The organism is Lysinibacillus contaminans, assembly GCF_001278945.1.
Classification (GTDB): domain Bacteria; phylum Bacillota; class Bacilli; order Bacillales_A; family Planococcaceae; genus Lysinibacillus; species Lysinibacillus contaminans.
Genome location: NZ_LGRV01000003.1, coordinates 2364819 through 2389515, shown reverse-complemented (window position 1 = coordinate 2389515; position 24697 = coordinate 2364819). Strand labels below are relative to the sequence as shown.

General features: G+C 39.0%; 21 protein-coding genes and 1 pseudogene. 16 read left to right on the top strand and 6 right to left on the bottom strand.

All coding sequences use genetic code 11. The annotated features are described in order from the left end of the window. Positions 1-689 precede the first annotated feature (689 nt). From AEA09_RS13760 to AEA09_RS13735, 6 genes are all read right to left on the bottom strand, one after another. Positions 690-1613 carry an ABC transporter ATP-binding protein gene (locus tag AEA09_RS13760; protein WP_053584405.1) on the bottom strand — a complete coding sequence of 308 codons (924 nt, stop codon included), beginning with the start codon at positions 1611-1613 and terminating at the stop codon, positions 690-692. After that, the gene (locus AEA09_RS13755) at positions 1606-2661 is read right to left on the bottom strand and encodes an ABC transporter ATP-binding protein (RefSeq protein ID WP_053584404.1); all 1056 of its coding nucleotides are present in this window, start codon (positions 2659-2661) and stop codon (positions 1606-1608) included. The genes AEA09_RS13760 and AEA09_RS13755 overlap by 8 nt, the downstream gene beginning before the upstream one ends. Positions 2662-2675: 14 nt before the next feature. Next, positions 2676-3596, bottom strand: coding sequence for an ABC transporter permease (locus AEA09_RS13750; protein WP_053584403.1), 921 nt, complete (start codon positions 3594-3596; stop codon positions 2676-2678). Next, positions 3593-4525 carry an ABC transporter permease gene (locus tag AEA09_RS13745; RefSeq protein ID WP_053584402.1) on the bottom strand — a complete coding sequence of 311 codons (933 nt, stop codon included), beginning with the start codon at positions 4523-4525 and terminating at the stop codon, positions 3593-3595. Before AEA09_RS13745 ends, AEA09_RS13750 begins: the two co-directional genes overlap by 4 nt. Positions 4526-4703: 178 nt before the next feature. Beyond that, positions 4704-6389 carry a peptide ABC transporter substrate-binding protein gene (locus AEA09_RS13740; protein ID WP_053584401.1) on the bottom strand — a complete coding sequence of 562 codons (1686 nt, stop codon included), beginning with the start codon at positions 6387-6389 and terminating at the stop codon, positions 4704-4706. A gap of 710 nt (positions 6390-7099) precedes the next feature. Beyond that, positions 7100-8794, bottom strand: a complete 1695-nt coding sequence (locus tag AEA09_RS13735; protein ID WP_053584400.1) for an Rqc2 family fibronectin-binding protein — start codon at positions 8792-8794, stop codon at positions 7100-7102. Positions 8795-9000: 206 nt separating this feature from the next. Between AEA09_RS13735 and AEA09_RS13730 the strand changes: the two genes are divergently transcribed. The 16 genes and pseudogenes from AEA09_RS13730 (at position 9001) to AEA09_RS13660 (ending at position 24619) form a co-directional block, all read left to right on the top strand. Beyond that, positions 9001-9876, top strand: coding sequence for a YicC/YloC family endoribonuclease (locus AEA09_RS13730; protein WP_053584399.1), 876 nt, complete (start codon positions 9001-9003; stop codon positions 9874-9876). 42 nt (positions 9877-9918) lie between these two features. After that, the gene (gmk, locus tag AEA09_RS13725; RefSeq protein ID WP_053584398.1) at positions 9919-10536 is read left to right on the top strand and encodes a guanylate kinase; all 618 of its coding nucleotides are present in this window, start codon (positions 9919-9921) and stop codon (positions 10534-10536) included. Between the two features lie 4 nt (positions 10537-10540). After that, a complete protein-coding gene (gene rpoZ / locus AEA09_RS13720) occupies positions 10541-10768 on the top strand; it encodes a DNA-directed RNA polymerase subunit omega (protein WP_053584397.1) in 228 nt (75 codons plus the stop codon). A 199-nt stretch (positions 10769-10967) separates the two neighbouring features. Next, positions 10968-11978: a bifunctional phosphopantothenoylcysteine decarboxylase/phosphopantothenate--cysteine ligase CoaBC gene (gene coaBC, locus AEA09_RS13715; RefSeq protein ID WP_053584396.1), complete on the top strand. Its 1011-nt coding sequence runs from the start codon at positions 10968-10970 to the stop codon at positions 11976-11978. Further along, positions 11978-14392, top strand: coding sequence for a primosomal protein N' (gene priA, locus AEA09_RS13710; protein WP_053584395.1), 2415 nt, complete (start codon positions 11978-11980; stop codon positions 14390-14392). Before coaBC ends, priA begins: the two co-directional genes overlap by 1 nt. A gap of 136 nt (positions 14393-14528) precedes the next feature. Further along, positions 14529-15023 carry a peptide deformylase gene (gene def, locus AEA09_RS13705; RefSeq protein ID WP_053584394.1) on the top strand — a complete coding sequence of 165 codons (495 nt, stop codon included), beginning with the start codon at positions 14529-14531 and terminating at the stop codon, positions 15021-15023. A 1-nt stretch (position 15024) separates the two neighbouring features. Then, positions 15025-15966, top strand: a complete 942-nt coding sequence (gene fmt / locus AEA09_RS13700; protein ID WP_053584393.1) for a methionyl-tRNA formyltransferase — start codon at positions 15025-15027, stop codon at positions 15964-15966. Next, the gene (gene rsmB / locus AEA09_RS13695) at positions 15963-17324 is read left to right on the top strand and encodes a 16S rRNA (cytosine(967)-C(5))-methyltransferase RsmB (RefSeq protein ID WP_053584392.1); all 1362 of its coding nucleotides are present in this window, start codon (positions 15963-15965) and stop codon (positions 17322-17324) included. Before fmt ends, rsmB begins: the two co-directional genes overlap by 4 nt. Continuing rightward, positions 17324-18466, top strand: a complete 1143-nt coding sequence (gene rlmN, locus AEA09_RS13690; protein WP_053584391.1) for a dual-specificity RNA methyltransferase RlmN — start codon at positions 17324-17326, stop codon at positions 18464-18466. The genes rsmB and rlmN overlap by 1 nt, the downstream gene beginning before the upstream one ends. A 6-nt stretch (positions 18467-18472) precedes the next feature. Continuing rightward, on the top strand, positions 18473-19222 hold the full coding sequence (locus AEA09_RS13685) for a Stp1/IreP family PP2C-type Ser/Thr phosphatase (RefSeq protein WP_053584390.1): 750 nt from the start codon (positions 18473-18475) through the stop codon (positions 19220-19222). A gap of 2 nt (positions 19223-19224) precedes the next feature. Then, complete coding sequence (gene pknB / locus AEA09_RS13680) at positions 19225-21228, top strand: Stk1 family PASTA domain-containing Ser/Thr kinase (protein ID WP_053584389.1); 2004 nt, start codon at positions 19225-19227, stop codon at positions 21226-21228. Beyond that, positions 21228-22112 (top strand): ribosome small subunit-dependent GTPase A, encoded by an 885-nt coding sequence (rsgA, locus tag AEA09_RS13675; protein ID WP_053584388.1) that lies wholly within the window; start codon positions 21228-21230, stop codon positions 22110-22112. Before pknB ends, rsgA begins: the two co-directional genes overlap by 1 nt. A gap of 2 nt (positions 22113-22114) precedes the next feature. Continuing rightward, positions 22115-22783: a ribulose-phosphate 3-epimerase gene (rpe, locus tag AEA09_RS13670; protein ID WP_053584387.1), complete on the top strand. Its 669-nt coding sequence runs from the start codon at positions 22115-22117 to the stop codon at positions 22781-22783. Continuing rightward, the gene (locus AEA09_RS13665) at positions 22780-23433 is read left to right on the top strand and encodes a thiamine diphosphokinase (protein ID WP_053584386.1); all 654 of its coding nucleotides are present in this window, start codon (positions 22780-22782) and stop codon (positions 23431-23433) included. The genes rpe and AEA09_RS13665 overlap by 4 nt, the downstream gene beginning before the upstream one ends. A gap of 15 nt (positions 23434-23448) precedes the next feature. Then, positions 23449-23559 (top strand): stage V sporulation protein SpoVM, encoded by a 111-nt coding sequence (gene spoVM, locus AEA09_RS20665; RefSeq protein ID WP_425412007.1) that lies wholly within the window; start codon positions 23449-23451, stop codon positions 23557-23559. Positions 23560-23683: 124 nt separating this feature from the next. Continuing rightward, positions 23684-24619: pseudogene (locus AEA09_RS13660) on the top strand (IS30 family transposase). Positions 24620-24697: the final 78 nt, after the last annotated feature.

Sequence of the window (24697 nt, the reverse complement as noted above, 5' to 3'; positions counted from 1 at the left end):
ACGTTGAAATTAATAGGGTAATAATTGGTAATTACGAAAAATGTCGATTACCATTGTTCTAAAATGTTTAATTAATGTGATTTAAAAATAATGTTTATGTGACGTGTTCTACACGTATTTAGTCCTATGTAATTGAAAATCAAAAAGAGGAAATATGAAGAGATAGAAAGAGGGGGAGTTGATTTTTATTAAACCAGCTGAAGGAAACCTCGTTTTAAGCCTTGTATAAAAATTTTACTAATATAATTTATTTAGTCATTGCGGATACAAAAAGATACATTAAAAACATAAATTGTATAATTTGGTTCTATCAATCTAATGAATTTTAACTTAGCTTAATAGCAACAGCCTATATTTGTTACATTGTTGCTGTGTTTCTTCGACAGCTGTGGAAATCATTTCAGTATTTATGGCACTTGCGGGAGCTCCATTTAATATCTCAGTAATTGATGCGTTAGCATGGACGGTCGAGCTAGGGATTGACCGCTTTTTAAGTCTGGCTAATCCATATTTAGGTGATGATTTTTAAAAGCTAAACAACTGGGTTGAACTACTAATTGATTATAAGTCGCACTATAGAAAGTGCGTTCTCTTAGGGGAACACGATCCTAATACTCTTATTTCAGCTTATAGGATATACAAAAAATATCCTTCCACCAGAAAACTCCAATGGAAGGATAGTAAAGTTATTATTTTTTGTCGCCCCAGTTTTTTACTAAATCAGCTGTACCGTATACGTAATGTTGTTCGCCAACTTCATGATACGTAGCACTGTCATCAACTTCTGCATGCTTGTACGGAATACGTTGGCGCCGTTTCTCTGACATAGGGTCTGGAAGTGGGATTGCTGAAAGTAATGATTTTGTATATGGATGAACAGGATGATTATAAATATCATCTGCCTTGCCAATTTCTACAATTTTACCACGATACATAACAGCGATACGATCGCTTATATATTTCACCATCGATAAATCATGAGCGATGAAAAGATAAGTGAGACCAAGCTCTTTTTGAAGTTGTTTTAATAGGTTAACAACCTGTGCTTGAATCGATACGTCTAGCGCTGAAATAGGTTCGTCCGCAATGATGAATTTAGGATTTAAGCTCAGTGCACGCGCGATACCAATACGTTGACGTTGACCCCCAGAGAACTCGTGGGCATAACGGTTGGCGTGTTCTTTGTTTAAACCGACTGCTTCAAGGAGTTGATTTACTTTTTCGCGTCGTTCTTTTTTGTCTTTATATAGACCATGAATTTGAAAACCTTCACTAATGATTTCCCCAGCGGTCATACGAGGGTTTAATGAAGCGTAAGGATCTTGGAAAATCATTTGCATTTGACGGTTAAAATTTTTTAACTCATCTTTAGATTTTTGCCCATGCACATTTTCGCCATCGAAAGTGATTTCTCCTTCTGTAATATCGTACAGACGAATGATAGAGCGACCTGTTGTCGATTTACCGCAACCAGATTCACCTACCAGTCCAAGTGTTTCCCCTTCATAAATGTCGAAGCTAATGCCATCTACTGCTTTTATGGGATTATTAGCTGGACCAAAATATTGTTTTAAGTTTTTAATTTCGAGAATTTTTTTCGCCGTATTAACCATTGAACTCCGCCTCCTTTGCTAAAAAGCCTTCGATACGTTTTGCAACAGCATCGGGAATTGGGATTTTTGGCGCATCGGGATGGAGTAGCCAAGATTTTGCGAAATGCGTGTCGCTCACTTGGAACATAGGTGGCTCTTTTTCATAGTCAATGGCCATTGCAAACTCATTACGCGCTGCAAATGCATCACCTTTTGGTGGGTGAATTAAATCCGGCGGTGAACCAGGTATCGTACGTAATAATTCGTTTGAGTCATTATCTAAGTATGGCATTGAGCCGAGTAAACCCCAAGTGTAAGGGTGTTTAGGATTATAGAAAATATCATTAGCAGTACCGTACTCGACGATTTGGCCCGCATACATAACGGCAACACGGTCTGCAACGTTCGCTACAACACCTAAGTCATGGGTAATGAAGATGATCGATGTTTTCGACGTTTTTTGGATTTCCTTCATTAACTCTAAAATTTGTGCTTGGATTGTTACGTCAAGAGCAGTTGTTGGTTCATCAGCGATCAGTAGCTTTGGATCGGCTGCAAGGGCAATGGCTATCACAACACGCTGACGCATACCACCTGAAAACTCGTGCGGGTATTGCTTATAACGTTTTTCAGGGAATGGAATCCCAACTTGCGTTAATAATTCAATCGCACGCTTCTTTGCATCAGTACTCGACACTTTTTTATGCTGAAGAATAACTTCAGTTATTTGACGTCCGACCTTCATAGTTGGATTAAGGCTTGTCATAGGGTCCTGAAAGATCATAGCAATATCATTGCCGCGAATTTTTGACATTTCTTTTTCGGATAACGGAATTAGATCGCGACCGTTAAACAAAATTTGTCCTGACTCATAAATACCAGGTGGCTGGGGAATTAATTTCATGAGTGCGTTACTTGTAACACTTTTACCCGAACCTGATTCACCAACGATTGCGAGTGTTTCTCCTTCTTTTAAATCGAAGGTAACGCCACGGACTGCATGAACAATACCTGCATATGTTTTGAAGTTCACTTTTAAATCTTTCACTTCCAAAATTGTTTTACTCATTTTTTGCCACCTCCTTATTTACGTAGTTTTGGATCGAGTGCATCACGTAAGCCGTCACCGACAGCATTAAATGCAAAAATAGTTAGTGAGATAAATACTGCAGGGAAAATCAATCGCCAAGGTGCATTTGCAATTGCTTTATTTCCTTCAGATGCCATTGTTCCCCAAGAAGCTTTAGGAGCAGGAACCCCCAGGCCAAGGTAGCTAAGGAATGATTCTGTGAATATAGCGGTTGGAATTGTCAATGTCATCGTTACTAAAATCGCACCCAGCGCATTTGGAATTAAATGTTTTAATATTAAATGCCATGTGTTTGCACCTAGTGTACGTGCAGCAAGTACATATTCTTGGTTTTTAATTGATAATACTTCCCCACGGACGATTCGAGCCATATTAATCCATCCGGTGATTGATAGGGCGATAATCATTGGAATGATACCGGCCTCCATCACTACTAATAAAACAATTACGACTAAGAGATAAGGTACGGCTGTTAAAACATCGGCTATACGCATCATAATATTATCAACACGACCACCAGCTAAACCAGAAATACTTCCCCAAAGAACACCAATGATTAAGTCAATGACAGCGGCAGAAATTCCAATTAATAGAGAAATACGTGCACCTGCCCAAACACGAACGAAAATATCACGACCTAAATCGTCAGTTCCAAACCAAAACTGTGCAGATGGTGGGGCATTATAAACACCTAGTTGATCACTGGCTTTATATGGAGAGAACCACGGTACGAATGTTGCCATTAAAATGATGATAACTAAAGCGATTATGCCTATAATAGCTATTTTATTATGTGTAAAGCGGATAGATACTTCTTTCCAAAACGAGACAGATTTTTCAGCTAGCTTTTCAGTTGCTTCATGATTACCACCGACGATTTTAAATCTATCTTTTTCGAGCTGTTGTAGTGTCATGATTTTTTCGCTCCCTTCAATTTAATCCGCGGATCAATAAAACTGTATAAAATATCAACAATTAATACCGCAAATAAAAGGATAATTGAATAGAACACGGTTGTTCCCATGATTACCGTATAGTCACGGTTTGTAATGCTTTGAACAAAGTGTTTACCAAGACCGGGGATTGCAAAAATATGTTCTACGATGAAACTACCTGTTACCACACCCGCTGTGAGTGGGCCTAAGTAAGTGACTACTGGTAAAAGGGCATTACGTAATGTATGGCGGTAGACAATCGTCCATTTACCAAGCCCTTTGGCACGTGCCATTTTTACGTAATCACTATTGTTTTGCTCAAGCATGCTGGAACGTGTTAATTTGGCGATAAAGCCCATATGCGTAAAGGCGATCGCTAATGCTGGTAGGACACTATAGCTGAAGCCTTTCCAACCGCTGATGGGAAATAATTTTAGTTCATACGCTAAGAAATATTGCATTAATCCTGCCAAAATGAAAGAGGGTACAGAAATACCAAGTACCGCAAAGGATGTTGCTAAATAATCTGGGAACTTATTATGGTATAGCGCTGAAAATGCGCCTATTAATACACCAAAACCCACTGCTAGTAACATAGCTTCTATTCCAAGCGTTAAGGATACAGGAAAGCTTTCCGAAATCATATCATTTGTAGAACGTGCCTTATACTTCATGGACTCACCGAAATTGAACGTAGCAGAATCCACTAAATAATCTTTATATTGAATGTACCAAGGGTTATCTAATCCGTAGGTTTTGTTTAAATTTTCCTCAATTTGAGGAGGGAAATTGCGTTCACTTGCAAAGGGACTACCGGGAGCAAGACGCATTAAGAAAAACGTAATTGTTATGATGACGAATAGTGCAAGAAGTATATACATTAGTCTTCTCAAAATGTAATTAATCACATAAACTCCTCCTTCCTCCAATCAATTTTCTGACAAATAAATGCCTTCATATTTTATTAATTACGCATTAGCGTAATATATGTTCAAATTTAAAATTAAAAAGAGCTGACTCGTGCCGAAGTCGACTACGAGTCAGCTCTTCGTTGTAGAGCTTTATAAAAAACTTAAAATTTCTGAATTATTTAACGTCAACTGATTTAAGTTGAATATCTCCGAGAGCATTAGGGAACATATTAGACACCTTTTCATTTTTAACATAAAGGTTTGTGTAGTAGTAGATAGGTGCTACTGGGAATTCCGCTACGGCGATTGATTCTGCTTTTTTCATGATTTCTAAACGTTTTGCAGGATCAGTTTCAGAAACTGATTGTTTCATTAAGGCAGTGTATTCTGCATTTTCCCAACCAGTATCATTGTTACCGTTGTCAGCTGTATTGTACATTTCTAGGAATGTATAAGCGTCGTTGTAGTCAGCGATCCAACCAAGACGACCTGCTTGGTAATCAAGAACGTTAAGTTTCTCTAGGTAAACTTGCCATTCAGCATTGTCAAGACCAACAGTAATTCCTAGGTTTTTGTTCCAACCCTCTTGGATATATTGAGCGATAGCGGCATGTGCTTCAGATGTATTGAAAGAAATAGTAATTGAAATTTCGCTTGGATCGGTAATACCAAGTTCTTTCATACCAGCTTCAAGTGCTGCTTTAGCACCTTCCATGTCATTATCTTTGAAGTAACCACGATCTTCTTCAAAACCTGCAATTGCAGTTGGGACCATACCTAAAGCAGGTTTTTGTTCACCTTTAGTAATGTTGTCTATTAAAGTTTTACGGTCGATTGCTAGCGTTAATGCTTTACGAATATTCGCGTTACCAGTGAATTTATCTGTTGTGTTTAATTTGTAGTTGTATATACCCGCATAATCGACAATTTGTAAAGAACCGTCAGCTTTGAAGCCATCGATTGCATCGAGTGCTACTGTTTGATATGGAGAACCTAAGTAGTCAATTTCTCCAGCTTTAAACATTGTTGCAGCAGTTCCTTCATTTTCAACCATACCAATGTTTACTGTTTCAAGTGCTACGCTTGCAGCATCCCAATAGTCAGTATTTTTTTTCAATACGATTGATTCGTCATGTTTCCAAGTGTCCAGATTAAATGGACCATTCGTTACGTAATTTTCGTCTGCATTTGTGTACCACTTGTCGTTACCTTCAACAACTTTTTGGTTAATAGGCAGGTAAGTTTTGAAAGCTACTAATTCCAAGAAGTAGGGTGTTGGATTTTCTAACGTAACTACTAATGTTTTTTCATCCTGAGCTTTAACACCTAATTCAGTAGCTAATTTAGCAAATTCTTCTTCAGATCCTTTTTCAGTGTCGTACAGGTTGTAAGCTTCGCCGCCTTTAATCGCATAAAGTAACGAAGAGTACTCAGATAAATTTTTAGGGTTTAGTGCCCATTTCCAAGCGTATTCGAAGTCCCCAGCCACAACTGGGTCACCGTTAGACCATTGTGCATCACGTAGTTTAAAGGTATAGGTTAATTGGTCATCACTAATTTCCCAAGATTCAGCAATAGCTGCTTCTGGTTTAGAGTCGTCGTTTAAACGAATCAAACCTTCGAACACGTTCATCAAGATTGCGCCAGATGTAGTATCTGTTGCAAGCTGTGGGTGAAGAGATGGTGGCTCAGAAGGTATTATTAGGTTAAGTTCTTTTGAAGAAGTAGTTTCTGTTGAGTCAGAATCATTACCTTCGTCTTTTGGTTTTTCAGTTGTTTCTCCACCGAAGCCACAAGCAGCTAATACAAGTGAAAAGACTGCAAGGATTGTGAGTAATAAAAACTTTTTATTCTTAGTCATGTGAATCCCCCTTATACAAAATTTAAGCCCTTTGTGAAGCTTATACTTAATATACCAAAAAAGTCATTTCGCACAAAATATAAAAGATTCAAATAAATATAGAGTTATATGGTAATTAGTGAAATAGTAATTTTATGTGATTTATCGCTCTGAATTGCAAAAGTGATATTGTATTAATAATCTGATTTAAAATGACTGAAAATATTGAAAAAACAATAAAAATAAAAATGTGTTATATTTAATAGAAAATTATTGTTTGTCGGACGATACAAAAGTGTTTTAAAAAATGATTCGTAAGTCATAGTTATTGTTATTTGAGTAAATAATCTTATTTTTGTAGAAAAAAGGTGCATTAATTAGATTTTTTTTGTAATATTTATTATGCTATTGTGGGTTTTTATAATGAAAACACAGAGTGAATCACATTAGTTTATAATATCTAAGTGACTTGGTGTGCACTTTCGTTATAAAAATGATTTACGAAGATTAAGTAGAGAAAACATGAGGATAGAGAGCTTGGGGTAGTAGGATTTTTATTAAAATAGGAACAAAAAATAACGCGAGGGTTTGGCACTATAGTTTTACTTATATAATTTAATTGGTAATACTTTAAAAGCTCGTTTATAAAAAACTGCCCATTTCTAAATATGAGAAATGGGCAGTTTTTTGCATTGATAATTTAATTACTATAGCTATTTCTATTGTAGCTGTTAAGACTGTTTTTTTAACTGTAAAATGACAGTTTCATCAGGGTCGATGAAGATTGTCTTTTGTTCAAAATAAATAACGAAGCCTGGTTTAGATCCATTCGGTTTTTTCACCTGGCGAATTTCTGTATAGTCTACAGGAACAGAAGATGAATCACGAGCTTTTGAGAAGTAAGCTGCGAGAGTTGCTGCTTCCCGTAACGTTGTATCGTCGGGCTCTGTAGTGTGAATGACTACATGAGAACCTGGGATATCTTTAGTATGCAGCCAAATATCTGAGCGTTTTGCGATTTTAAAAGTCAGCATGTCGTTTTGTTTGTTATTTTTGCCGACAGAAATGGGAATGCCAGTTGAAGAAGTGAAACGCTCTGGCTCAGGCTTTGTCGGTTTTTTCTTTTTCTTCGCATGGCGCATTTTCAAATAGCCTTGCTCTGCTAATTCCTCGCGAATTTCTTCAATATCACGTGGAGAAGCTTGTTGTACTTGTTGTGCGAGCATTTCAAGATAAGCAATTTCTTCTTCCGTTTTTTCAAGTTGCTCTTTGACCATGATTAGTGCATTCTTCGCTTTTGTATATTTTGTGTAATAGCTTTGTGCGTTTTCTATAGGTGTTTTGCGTTCGCTCACAGGGATTGTGATTTGTTCGCTAGATTCGGTGTAATAGTTTATGACTGTTACTTCCTTTACACCTTTTTCAAATGCGTAAATATTCGCCATTAGTAATTCACCATATAATTGAAACTGGTCAAGCTTTGAGGCACGGTCGTAATCTTTGCGTAGTTTTTTCGTTTTTAATTTTAGTTTGTCAACTTCATTTTGCAACCAACGTTCTAAATCACCAGCTTGTTGTTTCACGCGATCCCGTTCGGCACGTGCAAAGAAGACACGGTCTAATAATACATGAACATTGGGATATGTAGTGATTTCGCCTTGTAAATGCTTAAGTGAGATTGGTGAAAAATACGTTTTGTTATTAGCAAATATGAATGTTGGTTGCGCGCCACCATCTTTAAACTCATGTATAAATTGCTTGAAGCAAGAGACAGCATCAGTCGCATTTGCTAAACGGAACACTAATTCTTCGGCATGTAGTGGAGAGAAGCCGGAAAATTGAGCAACTATTTCTTTTGGTGTTTTGTCTTCGCTAAAAAACTCCTTTACCTGCTCATCTGAAACTGTTAAAGGGTGCCATTTATCTTGTGCGGGTGGTGCAATATACGGCTGACCAGGTAACACAGTTCTAAAGCTATTTACTGAAGGTGATAAATGTTTTAAACTATCGACAATTTTAGATTGCTCTTTGTCAATTAAAAGTAAGTTACTATGGCGTCCCATTATTTCTGCATGGAGCTGACGAACAATCGGGTCACCAATTTCATTTTTACTCTCAATTTCTAAAATAATGATGCGGTCAAAATCGTGCTGTTTAATAGAAGATATAAATCCGCCTTCTATGTGTTTACGTAGAAGCATACAAAACATAGGAGGTTCTGCTGGGTTTTCAATCGTTTGTTCAGTTAAGTGAACACGTGCATAAGAAGAATGAATTGAAAACAGTAATTTATGATTGCTACCATTGGCACGAATTTGCAGCACTACTTCCTGTGCATTAGGTTGATGTATTTTTGTAATACGGCCATTTACAAGTTGTTGTAAGTTGGCTGTCATTGAATATGTGAATAAGCCGTCGAATGCCATATGAATTCCTCTTTCAAACGATGTAAGCATCGTTGTTTTTTCTATTTAATACGTTTATCATAGCATTTTTAAGGTGAATATTAAATTATAGCTTCGATTGTGGTAGAATTACGTTTTGCTCTGTCTAATTTTTTGTGGAGAGACGCCATAAATGATAGAGCTTATGTTATAATAATTTCAGTATGCAAAGAAAGGTGTGACTAACCTTGGTGCGTAGTATGACTGGTTTTGGCAGAGGTGTCACAACAACAAGAGACTTTCAATTAACAGTAGAAATACGCTCAGTCAACCATCGATTTTTGGAAATTCATTCGAAATTCCCTAAAGAATGGCTTGAAGCGGAAATTTCCACGAAAAAGTTGATTACACAGGCGTTATCACGTGGGAAAATTGACGTGATGATTTATGTGAAGGACTTAGAAAATGTTGAGCAAACGTTTGATATTAACTGGTCATTAATCGAAGCGTATCGTAAGGCGAAAGAACAACTAGCGAGTAAAGTACCACTCGAAGAAAAATGGACGATGCAAGAACTGTTATCACTAGATCAGGCGCTTGTGCAAGAAAAGCCTCAACTATCACCACAAGATTTACTGGATGCTGTTGAAAATGCAGTGACAGAGGGGATAGGTCAGTTAATTCAAATGCGTGAGCGAGAAGGTCAAGAGTTACATGAAGTTGTCGTTCAATATAAAGAGCAATTCATGGAGCAAGTCGAGCAGATTCGCCCGTTTTCATCGTTAGCTGTTGAAAAATATCGTACACGTTTACTAAATCGGATTGCTGAAATAGCGGAGATTGCGGTTTTAGAAGATCGTTTACTTGCTGAAGTAGGGATTTTTGCAGAACGTGTAGATATTACAGAAGAGTTGGATAGACTTGAAAGTCATATCGGCCAATTCGAAGAAACTTTACAAGAAACGGTATCAATCGGTCGTAAATTAGACTTTTTAATGCAAGAGATGCACCGTGAAATTAATACGATTGGTTCCAAAAATCAATCAAAAGAGGCTTCCATTGCGGTAGTCCAAGCAAAAACGATTTTAGAAAAGATGCGTGAACAAGTTCAAAATATCGAATAAAAGTAAGCATCTGCTATTATTTAAGGGAGACTTAGAGAATAAATGATAAAAGAACGTGGATTATTAATTGTCCTATCTGGCCCGTCTGGTGTCGGTAAGGGGACAGTACGTAAAGAATTATTTTCTCAGCCAAATACGAATTATGAGTACTCCATCTCGATGACAACACGAAATCCTCGCGAAGGTGAAGTAGATGGTGTAGACTATTTCTTTAAGACACGTGATGAATTTGAAGCATTAATTGAACAAGGCGGCTTACTAGAGCATGCTGAGTTTGTAGGCAACTATTACGGTACACCGATTGCGTATGTCAATGAAACACTTGATGCAGGACGAGATGTGTTTTTAGAAATCGAAGTGCAAGGTGCAGCACAAATTCGTGAAAAAGCACCAGATGCACTATTTATTTTCTTAGCACCACCAAGTTTAACGGAATTAAAAGACCGTTTAGTTGGCCGTGGGACAGAAACAGCGGACGTTATTTCAAAACGGATCGCGACAGCAAGTGAAGAACTTGAAATGATGAGTTTGTACGATTACGTTGTAGAAAACGATGAAGTAACAAATGCTTGTGATCGCATTAATGCTATAATTAAAGCAGAACATTGTCGTAGAGAACGTGTCGAAAAAAGATATTTGTCAATGTTGAGAGGAGAATAAACCTATGTTATACCCATCAGTAGATGCTTTAAAAAAAGAAATCGATTCAAAATATTCTTTAGTGAGCTTAGCTTCTAAGCGTGCTCGTCAAATGCAAGAGGAACAAAATACTGAACGCTTACACAAATATGTTTCTCATAAATCTGTTGGTCGCGCACTTGAAGAAGTGGCAGCAGGTGTATTAACAAAAGTAACACAAGATGAGTCAGCTATTTACGAAGACGAAATTTAACATTATTTTGCAAATGTATTTTTGCTAAATAGCGTTAAAGCCTCGAGTGTTTAGTTATTGGTATCGTGCTTGCATGTTACTAAATCTTTAAGTAATTACGCAAAAGACATAATTGGTTTAAAGCCATTTATAATGAACGCTTAAAGCTCCCGAGGAAACATCCTTTGGGAGCTTATCATTTGAAAGGAAGACATTAGACATGAATAAAAACATTTTACTTTGTGTGTCGGGTGGTATTGCTGTTTATAAAGCTGTAGCACTTGTTAGTAAATTATCGCAAGCAGGTGCAACTGTAAAAGTCATCATGACAGAATCAGCAAGACAATTTGTTAATCCATTAAGCTTTCAAGTGATGTCTAAAAATGATGTTTATTTCGATACTTTCGATGAAAAAGATTCGAGCGTGATCGCACATATAGATTTGGCGGACTGGGCTGATTTAATTCTTGTTGCCCCTGCTACGGCAAATGTCATTGGTAAATTAGCAAATGGGATTGCAGATGATATGGTTACAACTACGCTTCTTGCTGCAACAGCGCCGGTGTGGATTGCCCCTGCGATGAATGTGCATATGTACGACCACCCCGCAGTAAAACGCAATTTAGCACGATTAGCAGAAGATGGCTATCGATTTATCGAGCCATCAGAGGGCTTTTTAGCATGTGGCTATATCGGCAAAGGAAGATTAGAAGAGCCGGAAAAAATTACGGCACTTGTTCTTGATTATTTTTCACCAAAAGTAAAACCGTTAGCTGGTAAGACAGTACTTGTTACAAAGGGTGCATGCAGTGTGACACTTGATGACAAGCATGTGATTAGTACCAAAGCAAATGGTGAGTTGGGTAAAGCAATCGCTACTAAAGCTAGTAGTCTTGGGGCGCATGTACAAGTAATAGGAGAAGGCATTCATGATGCCTATGCATTGGTAGAAGAAGTCGAAAGCTATAAACAGCAATATCCGAATCCAATTCTTATTCATGTAGCCAATATGCCATCAGTCGAGCATACGCCTAAAGTTTCTGTCGAACAGACCGCACTAGCAGTTACATTTGGTCAACAAATAATAGGTGAGGCATCTTTTAATGTGGAATCGACAGGCTGGATTGAGATGAGTAATGAAGCGATTATAAATGGACAAGTAGTTGATCCAAAAGATGGTGCGCAATTTGCTGAAGCACTTTGGTCATACCTTCTAGAAGGTGGAATATAATGGGTTTTTCAGTAGCTGAGGTCATTGTTGACGTAGCTACATACCATGTAGACCGTCCGTTTGACTATGCTGTTCCACAAGAGTGGCGTGAAATCATCGAAGCGGGCTGTCGCGTGAAAGTACCGTTTGGACCAAGAAATGTACTAGGCTTTATCGTGGGCTTAAAAAATGAAACTGAAGTACCTCCTAATAAAATCAAGCCTATTGCTCAAATTCTCGATATAGAGCCAGTACTAACAGAAGAAATGCTGAAAATGGCAAAATGGCTAAAGAACGAAACCATTTGCTATGAAATCGATGCTTTGCAAGTCATGTTACCATCTGCTTTACGTGCTAAATACGAAAAAATTGCCGTTTTACAAGTGGAGTTAGCCAAACTGCCACAAGAAGTACAGACACTGTTTGGAAAGAGGCAAAAGGCAAACTTCAAAGAGTTTGAAAAAGCGGAGTTATTGCCTGTATTAAAAGAACTAATAGCAAGTGGATGTGTGACAATTGAAAACATCGTCAAACAGCAAGGAAGTGTCAAGGAAGTACGCATGGTTGAAATTACTAGCGATATGCAGGTCCTTGAAAAGGCATTAGAATCAGCGTCTAGAGCAGCCAAACAACGTCAACTTATTATCTGGATGCAGGCACATTTAGGTGAGATTATTGCACCACACCATTTGTATGAAGAAACGGGTGCAACTGCGACTGTATTACAGGGAGTTATCGAAAAAGGGGCGGCTCGATTTGTGCAAGAAGAGGTATACCGTGACCCGTTTACGAAAGGTGTTACACGTACGCAATCGTTACAATTAACACAAGAGCAAAATGTTGCATTGCAGGCTATTTCAAAATCGATGGATGCAGCAGATGCTACGACCTTTTTACTCCGAGGGGTGACAGGGAGTGGCAAGACGGAAGTTTATCTACAGGCAATTCAAAAGGTGTTAGATGAAGGTAAGGAAGCAATTATGCTCGTGCCGGAAATTTCATTGACACCCCAAATGACAGAGCGCTTTCGTAGCCGCTTCGGTGAGTTGGTCGCTGTAATGCATAGTGGGCTATCGGTCGGGGAGAAGTATGATGAATGGCGTAAAATTCAACAGGGTAAAGTAAGTGTTGTTGTAGGTGCGAGGTCCGCCATTTTTGCACCGTTTACGAATATAGGACTCATTATATTAGATGAAGAGCATGAATCAACATATAAACAAGAGGACTCGCCTCGTTATCATGCGCGAGATGTAGCCATTTGGCGTAGTCAGTTTTATCAGTGTCCGGTTATTTTAGGGAGTGCGACACCAGCCCTTGAGTCTTTCGCACGTGCGAAAAAAGGTGTATATACGCTGCTGTCTTTGAAACAGCGTGCGATGAATCAAGCGATGCCAACTGTCTATGTTGCGGATATGCGAGAAGAACTTCAAAATGGAAACCGTTCGATGTTTTCAGAACAACTGATTGAAGGGATACGGTTGCGACTAGAACGCAGGGAGCAAATGGTACTGTTTTTAAATCGTCGTGGCTATTCATCATTTGTGTTATGTAGGGACTGTGGAACGGTTGTACAATGTCCAAACTGTGATATTTCACTAACCTATCACCGTACGCAAGAAAAGTTGAAATGTCACTATTGTGGGTACGAGGAGCATGTCCCGCAAATATGTCCGCAATGTCAAAGTGAACATATTCGTTATTTTGGTACAGGTACCCAAAAAGTTGAGGAAGAAATTTATAAGCTATTTCCTGAAGCAAGGGTACTTCGAATGGACGTCGATACGACAAAGCATAAGGGCGCACATGAAGAGATTTTACAAGCATTTGGTGAAGGGCGAGCGGATATTTTACTCGGTACGCAAATGATCGCAAAAGGGTTAGACTTCCCAAATATTACGCTTGTTGGTGTACTTAGTGCAGATACGTCGTTGCATTTACCCGATTATCGCGCCGCAGAACGTACTTTCCAACTACTGACGCAAGTGAGTGGTCGCGCTGGACGCCATGATAAACCCGGTGAAGTAGTTATTCAGACGTATACGCCAGAGCACTATGCAATTGAATTATCAAAAATGCAAGACTATGAACCGTTTTATGAGCGTGAAATGTTTTTACGTAGACGCTCAGGCTATCCGCCATATTACTATGTTGCACTTGTACAAGTGTCGCATGAGGATGTCATGATGGCTGCAGAATATGCAGGGCGAGCAGCTGACTGGCTTCGTGCGAATTTATCGGAGAAAGTAGCGATTATCGGGCCAACGACAGCAAGTATAAGTCGTCTCCAAAATAGATATCGCTATCAATGTTTGATAAAATATAAAATTGAGCCAAATCTGATTCCAGTGCTTCAACGGTTACTTGCAATGTACCGCGCAGACTGGATAAAACAAGGCATTTTAATGACGGTCGACTTAGACCCGTCTACTATATAAAAAAGGTTAAAGTGTCACGTGTATGCAAAACGCTTCGTTTATGCGACACCTGCTTTTTGCGTGAAAGCGAAGCGGCATAGGGATGTTCGACATTGTGGCGCTTTAGCCTAGATACGAGAAGAAATGAGGAAATAAAATGGCTATTAAAGAGGTCGTAAAACACCCAGCGAAAGTATTAACAACACCTTGTGCAGAAGTAACTGAAATTAACGAAGAAATCATCGCACTTTTAGATGATTTATATGACACAATGGTGGAACATGATGGGGTAGGAATTGCTGCACCGCAAATCAATGTACCATTACGAGTGGCAATCGTAGAACTTGGCGAAGAACGTGACATTTTAGAAATGATTAATCCTACCGTAATTACAACAGATGGTGCTGAGGTTGATGTTGAGGGATGCTTAAGTTTCCCTAATCTATATGGTGAAGTGGAACGTCCTGAATATGTAAAAATCGAAGCGTGTGACCGTGAAGGTCGTGTGTATGAACTTGAAGCAGGTGGCTTTGATGCGCGTGCTATTTTGCATGAAATCGACCATTTAGATGGTATTTTATTTGATTCAAAAATCCAACGCGTATTGACAGAGGAAGAGCTAGAAGTGATGTACGCTGAAGAGGAGGAATAAGATGACGTCTATCGTTTTTATGGGGACGCCGGATTTTTCCGCACCAATCCTACGTATGCTTTATGAAGAAGGCTATGACATTAAAGCTGTTGTTACGCAGCCAGACCGTCCAGTAGGTCGTAAGCGTGTGTTAACGCCACCTCCAGTAAAGGCTGAGGCGCTAGCGCTTGGCTTACCTGTTATTCAACCGGAAAAGCTCCGTGGTTCTGAAGAGCTACAACAAATAATTGACCTGCAACCTGACATTGTAATAACAGCAGCTTTCGGACAAATTTTACCGAAAGAATTACTAGATGCACCGCCGCTTGGTTGTATAAATGTTCATGCTTCGCTGTTACCGAAATATCGTGGAGGCGCTCCTATCCACCAAGCAATTATCGATGGTGAAAAAGAGACGGGCGTAACGATTATGTATATGGCAGTGAAGCTTGATGCCGGTGATATTATTTCACAAAAGGCCATTGCTATTGGTGAACAGGACCATACAGGTAGCATGTTTGACAAATTAAGTGTCGTTGGTCGTGAGTTATTAAAAGAAACACTTCCATCTATTATCAATGGCTCGAATACACGTACAGTGCAGGATGAGTCACAAGTAACATTTGCGAGCAATATTTCACGTGAACAGGAGCGTATTGATTGGACAAATGATGCGTCAACTTTATACAATCAAGTACGTGGCCTTCATCCGTGGCCTGTTGCGTATACAACGTTTGAAGAAGGTAACTTCAAAATTTGGTGGGCGCAAGTTGGCAAAACGAAGCACAATGTGACTCCAGGTACAGTGGTGGCAATTGAAAAAGAATACTTTGAAATTGCAACAGGTAACGGCGAATCACTTGCTATATATGATTTACAACCGGCTGGTAAAAAACGCATGACTGCAGAAGAGTATCTGCGTGGTACCGGTTCGAAATTACAGATCGGGGACCAGTTTAAATGAGTAAAAAAAGTGTAGTTATTTGGGACGGAAATGTGCGTGATGCAGCACTGTCAATCCTGTTAGCAATAGATAAAAACCAAGCATACAGTAATTTATTATTACACGAAACGATTAAACGTCATAAAATTGAGACGAAAGACCGTGCCTTACTGACAGAAATCACGTATGGTACGTTGCAATATAAAATGACGCTTGATTATTATTTAGAGCCTTTCGTTCGTGGGAAAATCGATCATTGGGTACGTTGGTTGTTACGATTATCTCTATACCAAATGCATTATTTAACACGTATTCCACCGCATGCAGCAGTAAACGAAGCGGTTGAAATTGCAAAACGTCGTGGACATCAAGGGATCGCTTCAACAGTGAATGGCATTTTACGATCAATCTTACGTCAAGGAGTGCCTTCATTAGAGGACATTAAAGATCCTATTGAACGTCTTGCGATTGAAACGAGTCATCCAAACTGGCTAGTAGAGCGCTTTGTGAACAACTATGGGGTGGATGTTGCAACAGAAATGTTGAATGAAAATAATATGCCACCTGTACAAACCGTTCGTGTCAATTCAGTAAAAGCTACAGTAGCTGAAGCTATTGCTAGTTTAGAGGCAGAAGGTTTATCGGCGAAGCAAAGTGATATGATGCCAGAATGCTTACATGTAACGAATGGTCAGCCAGCACGTACACAAGCATTTAAAGACGGATTGATTACAATTCAAGATGAAAGCTCGATGATTCCTGCAAATGTTTTAAATCCAACTCCGGGTATGCGTGTTTTAGATATGTGTGCAGCACCAGGTGGAAAAACGACACATTTAGCCGAAAAAATGAATAATGAAGGCTCGATTTTAGCAACAGACCTCCATCCACATAAATTAGACTTAATCGACCATAATACTGAGCGTCTAGGACTTGAAATTGTGCAAACAGCGCCAATTGATGGTCGTAAAGCGCCTGAGTTTTTACAAGTAGAATCTTTTGATGCAGTGCTTGTTGATGCACCTTGTAGCGGTTTAGGCGTGATACGTCGTAAGCCTGACATTAAGTACACTAAACGCGAAGAAGATTTAGAAAACCTGCAAAAAATTCAATTAGCTTTACTTGATGCTGGAGCAAAAGTATTAAAACAAGATGGCAAACTTGTTTACAGTACATGTACGGTCGATCAACAAGAAAATGAAGGCACTGTACAAGCCTTTTTAACCGAGCACCCAGAAATGGAAGCTATACAACTAGAATCTTTACCAACAAAATTAGCGGAAAAGCAAGCTAATGGCATGCTTCAAGTCTTCCCTCAAGACTTTGGTAGTGACGGTTTCTTCGTCGCAGCATTTCGTAAAAAAGGAGAATCCAACTAATGGTGGATCAAGAAAAATTCAATGAACGTATAAGTGACTTAGTCGAGGAAGTAGGAGACAAGCCTGTACGTCGTAAGAAAAAAGAAAAACCAAATTTAAAAGAATCTATTTACTCTTTACAACCTCATCACTTAGAAGAGTGGTTAAAGGAAAATGGTGAAAAACCTTTCCGTGCTTTACAAATTTTTGATTGGTTGTACAATAAGCGTGTAAAAACATTTGAAGAAATGTCGAACCTTCCAAAAGGATTGCGTGAAAAACTAGAAGAAAGCTTTGCGCTAACAACACTTTCAACAATTATTCAACAGGAATCTAAAGATGGTACGATTAAGTTTTTATTCCAACTTCAAGATGGCTATTCTATTGAAACAGTGCTAATGCGTCATGAATATGGAAACTCTGTTTGTGTAACAACACAAGTAGGTTGCCGTATTGGTTGTACATTCTGTGCATCCACGCTAGGTGGCTTAAAACGTCATTTACTAGCAGGAGAAATAGTTGAGCAAGTCGTTAAAGTACAACAAACGTTGGATGAAATCGGTGAACGTGTAAGTCATATCGTCATAATGGGTATCGGTGAACCATTCGATAACTACGATGCTATGATGAACTTCTTAAAAGTCATCAATCATGAAAAGGGTTTAAATATTGGTGCTCGACACATTACAGTATCGACATCAGGAATTGTGCCTAAAATTTATGAATTTGCGGATGAGCAATTGCAAATTAACTTTGCGGTATCGCTACACGCACCAAACCAAGAGGCACGCCAAAAGTTAATGCCAATTGCACGTGCTTATAAATTGGACGAATTGATGGAAGCTGTTCGTTACTATACAAATAAAACAGGTCGACGTGTTAGTTTTGAGTACGGTTTAATGTCTGGTGAAAATGATTCAGTTGAAATTGCAGAAGAATTATCTGCACTTATAAAAGGAATTAAATGCCACGTGAACTTAATTCCTGTAAACTATGTACCAGAACGTGATTATGTTCGTACGTCTCGTAGTCAAATTTTTGCTTTTGAAAAAACATTGAAGAAGAATGGTATTAACGTAACAATCCGCCGAGAGCAAGGTTCTGATATCGCAGCTGCGTGTGGACAATTACGTGCGCAAGAGAGATCTGAAGAGACGAGGTGACCTGTGATGAAATACACAGTCGAAAGTGATATTGGGTTAAAAAGAGCGATAAATGAAGATCGTGCTGCATTTTTCAAACGTCTAGATGGCTATGAACTCGCATTAGTTGCAGATGGCATGGGTGGTCATAACGCTGGAGATGTAGCGAGTGATATGGCAATGAAGCAGATGGAAACCGTATTTTTTCAAGCAGAAGCGCATCATTTTGAGTCGACAACATCAAAAAAAGAATGGTTATTACAAGCAGTAGAACAACTAAATACTACTATATATGACTACTCTTTATCACACGAAGACTGTAAAGGAATGGGTACAACGTTTATTGCCGTGTTAATTGAACAAAATCATTGTTTAATTTCACACGTTGGCGATAGTCGCGTGTATTATTTCTTTGACGAAGGTGCAAAACAAATAACAAAGGATCACTCTTATGTGAATGTACTTGTTGAAAATGGTGAAATTAGTGAAGAGGAAGCTTTAACGCATCCGAAGAAAAATTTTATCTTAAAAGCAGTTGGTACAGAAGAGATAATAGAGCCGGACTTTTATGAAGTTGAGTTAGCACCTCAGTCGTATTTACTTGTATGCTCAGACGGTTTAAGTAATAAACTATCAATACCTGAAATGGCATCGATTATCACATTTCCAGATTCAATAGAAGAAAAAGGACAGAAACTTGTGAAACTAGCCAATGCTAGTGGGGGCGAGGATAATATTTCCCTCGTCCTACTCACATGGCAACATGAGGAGGTGTAAGTATGCTTGTAGGAAAAAGAATTAGTGATCGCTATAAAATTATAGAGCTCATTGGTGGTGGCGGCATGTCCAATGTGTATTTGGCGCATGATGTCATTTTAAATCGTGATGTCGCAATAAAAATTTTACGCTATGATTTTACAAATGAAGATGAATTGCATCGTCGTTTCCAGCGAGAGGCGTTATCCGTAACAAGCCTTACACATCCGAATATTGTTAGTATTTATGATGTAGGTGATGATGGGGACTTACATTATATTGTGATGGAATATGTAAAAGGGAAAACGTTAAAGCAATACATACAGGAATTCGCACCGATTTCCCCTGCGCGTAGCGTGCTTATTATGAGGCAGCTCACGTCAGCTATTGCGGATGCACATGCAAATCATATTATTCACCGTGACATTAAACCCCAGAACATTTTAATGGACGGCGAAGGAAATGTGAAAATCACAGATTTCGGTATTGCGATTACATTAAGTTCAACTTCTTTTACGCAAACGAATTCAGTACTTGGGACTGTTCACTATTTATCGCCTGAGCAGGCACGTGGTGGGACAGCGACTAGTCAATCTGACATATATGCGCTCGGCATTGTCCTGTACGAATTATTAACGGGTGAATTACCGTTTTCTGGTGAGTCAGCGGTATCTATTGCATTAAAACATTTACAAACAGAAACACCCTCTATACGTGCATTTGATGCTACGATTCCTCAAAGTCTAGAGAATGTTGTATTAAAAGCAACGGCGAAAGATCCTGCTCATCGTTATGCGACTGTAGAAGCGTTGCAGGCCGACTTAGATACAGTGCTATCTCCAACGCGTATTAATGAAAAGAAGTTTGCTGTACCCATCGATAACAATGCAACAAGAGTGATGCCGATTATTAAGGAACAGCCTAGCCAAGAGGAAGAAGATTTAACTGAGACTAGGGCGATGGAACCCATTTTGCAATCAGCTCCTAATAAATCTGTTAAAAAACCTGTAAAAAAGCCTGTAAAAAAATCAGCGCCAGACAAAAAGAAGAAAAAATGGCCGAAAATTGTAGCGGGCGTTTTAGCCGCTATTGTGATTGTGTTCTTATATTTATTCTTGGCGACGGATGTATTTAGTCCGAAAAAAATTACTGTGCCGGATGTAACTGGTGAAACGATAGAAGCGGCTACAGAGAAATTAGAGGCATTAGGCTTTATTGTTGGAAAAACGATTGAACAGCATTCAGAGGAAATAGAGGAAGGGAAAGTCATCGAAACGGACCCCGAAAAAGATACAGAGCGTGTCAAAGGAACGGAAATCGATTTAATTGTCAGTCTTGGGATCGAAAAGTATAAGATGCTTAATCACAAAGGGCAACAACTTGATCAAGTGAAAGCTTTGTTAGCGGACAAGGAATTTTTAGCTATTGAAGAAGAATATGAGCATTCAGATGAACCGGCAGGCACGATTATCGGTCAAATTCCGGCGGTGGATGAGGAAATTGTGCCAAAGGAAACGACGATTGTCTTTACGGTTAGTTCAGGTAAAAATTATATTACGGTTAAGGATGTTCGGGGCTACACGGAGGCACAGGTAGTAAGCTATGTAAATTCTGTAGGCTTAAAATATGTTGTAGAACGGGAGGACCATTCTTCAACAGTTTCCGCAGGCAGTGTGATTTCGCAAACACCAACTGGGGGTAATAAGTTAGAGGCAGGTGACACAATATCGGTTGTGTTAAGTAAAGGACCTGCTAAGAAACCAGATAAGACTTATAGTATATTCGTGACTATTCCATATGAGCCGTCTGAGGAAGGTATGGAGCAATTAATACGAATTGAAGTTCGAGATAAGACTCATACGATGGCAAAACCTTATGATGAATTTAAAATTTCAAAAGATACTCCATATGAGATCTCGTTTGTTGTTGGTGAAGGTGAAGAAGCGGCTTATATAATTTATCGTGATTCGGAAATTATCGAACAAGGCACAAAACATTATGATGAGATTAAACAAGGAGGAATTTGATGGCGCAAGGCCAGATTCGTAAAGCATTAAGTGGTTATTATTATGTATATGATGGAAAACAACTGATTCAATGTCGTGGGCGTGGTGTTTTTCGTAACCGTGGTGAATCTCCACTCGTTGGTGATTTAGTTGATTATACGGTTGAAACAGCAGGTTCTGATGGTACAATTCAAAAAATACATGAACGTAAAAATGAGCTTGTCCGTCCACCGATTGCCAATATAGACCAAGGAATTTTAGTGTTTTCTGTAAAGGAACCAAATTTTAATACGATTTTATTAGACCGTTTTCTTGTTGTGTTAGAGTCATTCCGCGTGCATCCAATTATTTGTTTAACAAAGATGGATCTATTAGCGGAAGATGAACGTGAGGAATTACAGGGCTACATCGATGATTACGAAAAAATGGGTTACACTGTTTTACAAACGTATAAAGATGAGGTAGAGCTAGTAGAGCGTTTACAGCCTATTTTAAAGGGCAAAACGTCTGTATTAGCAGGGCAATCAGGTGTTGGTAAATCAACACTATTGAATACGCTCATTCCTGCTTTGAATTTAAAAACGGGTATTATTTCACAGAGTTTAGGTCGAGGAAAACATACGACACGACATGTTGAATTAATTGAAGTGTGTGATGGATTATTAGCAGATACACCTGGATTTAGCTCTTTTGATTTTGATGAAATTGAAAAAGAAGAGCTCGGAGCATGTTTCCCAGAAATGGAACGTGTTTCAGCTAATTGTAAGTTTAGAGAATGCCTACATTTGAAGGAACCGAAGTGTGCAGTTAAGGCAGCGGTAGAGAAGGGTGAAATTCGCGACTATCGCTACAAGCATTATGGACAATTTATGCAAGAAATTATGGATAGAAAGCCGAGGTATTAAGAATGATAAAAATAGCACCATCGATTTTAGCAGCAAACTTCGCAAAATTAGGCGAAGAAGTGAAAGAAGTAGAGCAAGCCGGAGCAAAGCTTATTCATATTGATGTGATGGATGGTCATTTTGTACCAAATATTTCATTTGGTGCTATCGTATTAGATGCTATTCGTCCATTAACCGATTTACCATTAGATGTTCACTTAATGATTGAAAATCCAGATCAGTATATCGAACAATTCGCAAAAGCAGGTGCAGATTATATTACGGTACATGTGGAAGCGTGCCGTCATTTACATCGTACAATTCAGTTGATTCGATCATATGGCGTGAAACCTGGTGTTGTGTTAAATCCACATACGCCAATTGAGTCAATTCAACATGTTCTAGAGGATATCGATATGGTGTTATTTATGACGGTGAACCCGGGCTTTGGCGGACAAAAATTCATCCATTCGGTTATCCCGAAAGTAGAAGCTCTATCAACGATCATTAAAGAACGTGGCTTAAATATCGATATCGAGATTGATGGTGGTATTAATGCAGAAACAATCGTGCCGTGCGCAAAAGCAGGGGCAACCATTTTTGTAGCGGGTTCAGCCATCTATAGTAAAGAAGATCGTACAGTGGCTTTACAGGAAATTTTAGCTGCTGGTGAGGCTGCAATTCAAGGATGACAACCATCGTTGTTTGTGCAGGTGGCCCACAAGCAGAACTTTGCTCTTTTATGCCTTATAAGGAGCGAGATGATGTGTTTTATATTGGGGCGGACCGTGGTGCCTTGTATTTAATCGAACAGGGTATTACACCTCATGCCATTGTAGGTGATTTTGACTCGTTATCACAAGCGGAGTATGAGCGTGTCATGGAACATGCCCATGATGCACAGCGCTTTAAAGAAGAGAAGAATGAAACAGATACGGATTTAGCATTGTTGAAGGCGCTTACGTATGCACCCAAGGAAATTGTCTTAACGGGTGTAACGGGGGGGCGCCTGGATCACTATGAGGCGGCTGTTCGATCAATTTACCGTCTGCAAAAGGAAAATCCTTTGATTACGCTGAAAATTATCAACAATGCGAATACCTTGCAATTTTTACTACCGGGTACACATATAATCGAAGCTGATCATCAGTACCGCTATTTGTCATTTTTCGCATATGAACAGCCAATTGAAGGTGTAACATTGCGTAACGTCAAGTATGAAACGACGAATGAATATATATCACTTGGTTCATCTCGTTTTACGAGCAATGAAATTATTGGAGTGTCAGGGTCTATATTTTTCTCACATGGCATATGTTTAATGATAAGAAGCATAGATTAGTGTGAGGGGGAGAGGATCCTGAAAGTATATACATTTCAATTACCGAAATTTGTGAGTAGTATTACGCGTACATGTATCCAGCTTTTCCGAAAAGATAAGAAAGAAAAAAAACCCGACAAGCTTTAGTCGGGTTTTTTTATTAGATGAATTGTAATATTAAGCGCAACACCTTTAAGACAAAATAAAAGAAGCCCATAACGACCTCGTATAAAATGTAGTTACCACACCAACATTTAGAGGAGGAATCGTTATGAGCTATACTCATCTTACCATATCTGAACGCGCTAAAATAGAAGTCTATCTTGAATTAGGTTATTCCAAACGAGAAATTGCGAAGCAGCTAAAACGCAGCCCCTCGACCATTTCAAGAGAGCTGAATCGCCATACAAATTGGTCAGCCGAAGTAGCACACAATCACTATCAAACGAATAAATCGAACTGTGGTGCGAAGCTAAAACTAACATCAGATTTAAAAGAAGCTGTTCAAGAAAAGTTGGGCGAAACGTGGTCACCTGAACAGATTGTCGGCCGCTTGTATAAAGGAAAGCTGAGCTTTAAAAGCATCTACCGCTGGATTTATAACGGCTTATTAGAAATGCCTTTATCGGTTCTTCGTCAAAAAGGAAAGCGCCAGAAACCTCGTGAAACAAGGTGGCGTTTCAACATTGGCACGCCCATTTCAAAACGTCCAAAAGAAGTCCGTAAACGGGAAACATTTGGACATTGGGAGTTAGATACAGTCGTTTCTGGACGTGGACAAGCTAAGGGTTGCGTCGCTACATTTATTGAGCGTAAAACCCGCTGGTACACAGGCATTTTGATTCAAGACCGTTCCGCAAACTCAATGGAAACAGCCGTCAAACAGTTACACCAACAATTGCCCAAAGGTGCAATTCAAACAGCGACAACCGATCGTGGAAAAGAATTTAGCTGTTACAACGTGCTTGAGAAAGAACTAAACATCCAAGTCTATTTTGCGGATGCTTATTCTTCCTGGCAACGCGGCAGTAATGAAAACGGAAACGGCTTACTGCGCGAGTTTTTCCCTTAGAAAACGAATTTCGATCACGTAACACTAGATGATATGAATCAAGCACTCCATCTCATTAACAATCGGCCAAGGAAATGCCTTGGTTGGAAAACTGCATACGAAACGTTTCGGGAAGAACTGTTGCACTTAATTTGACAAACCGTCATTATGAAATGTTGAGTGAATGGAAATATGCAAAAATGCAGATAATATTTAGTAGAAAGAAAAAAATCG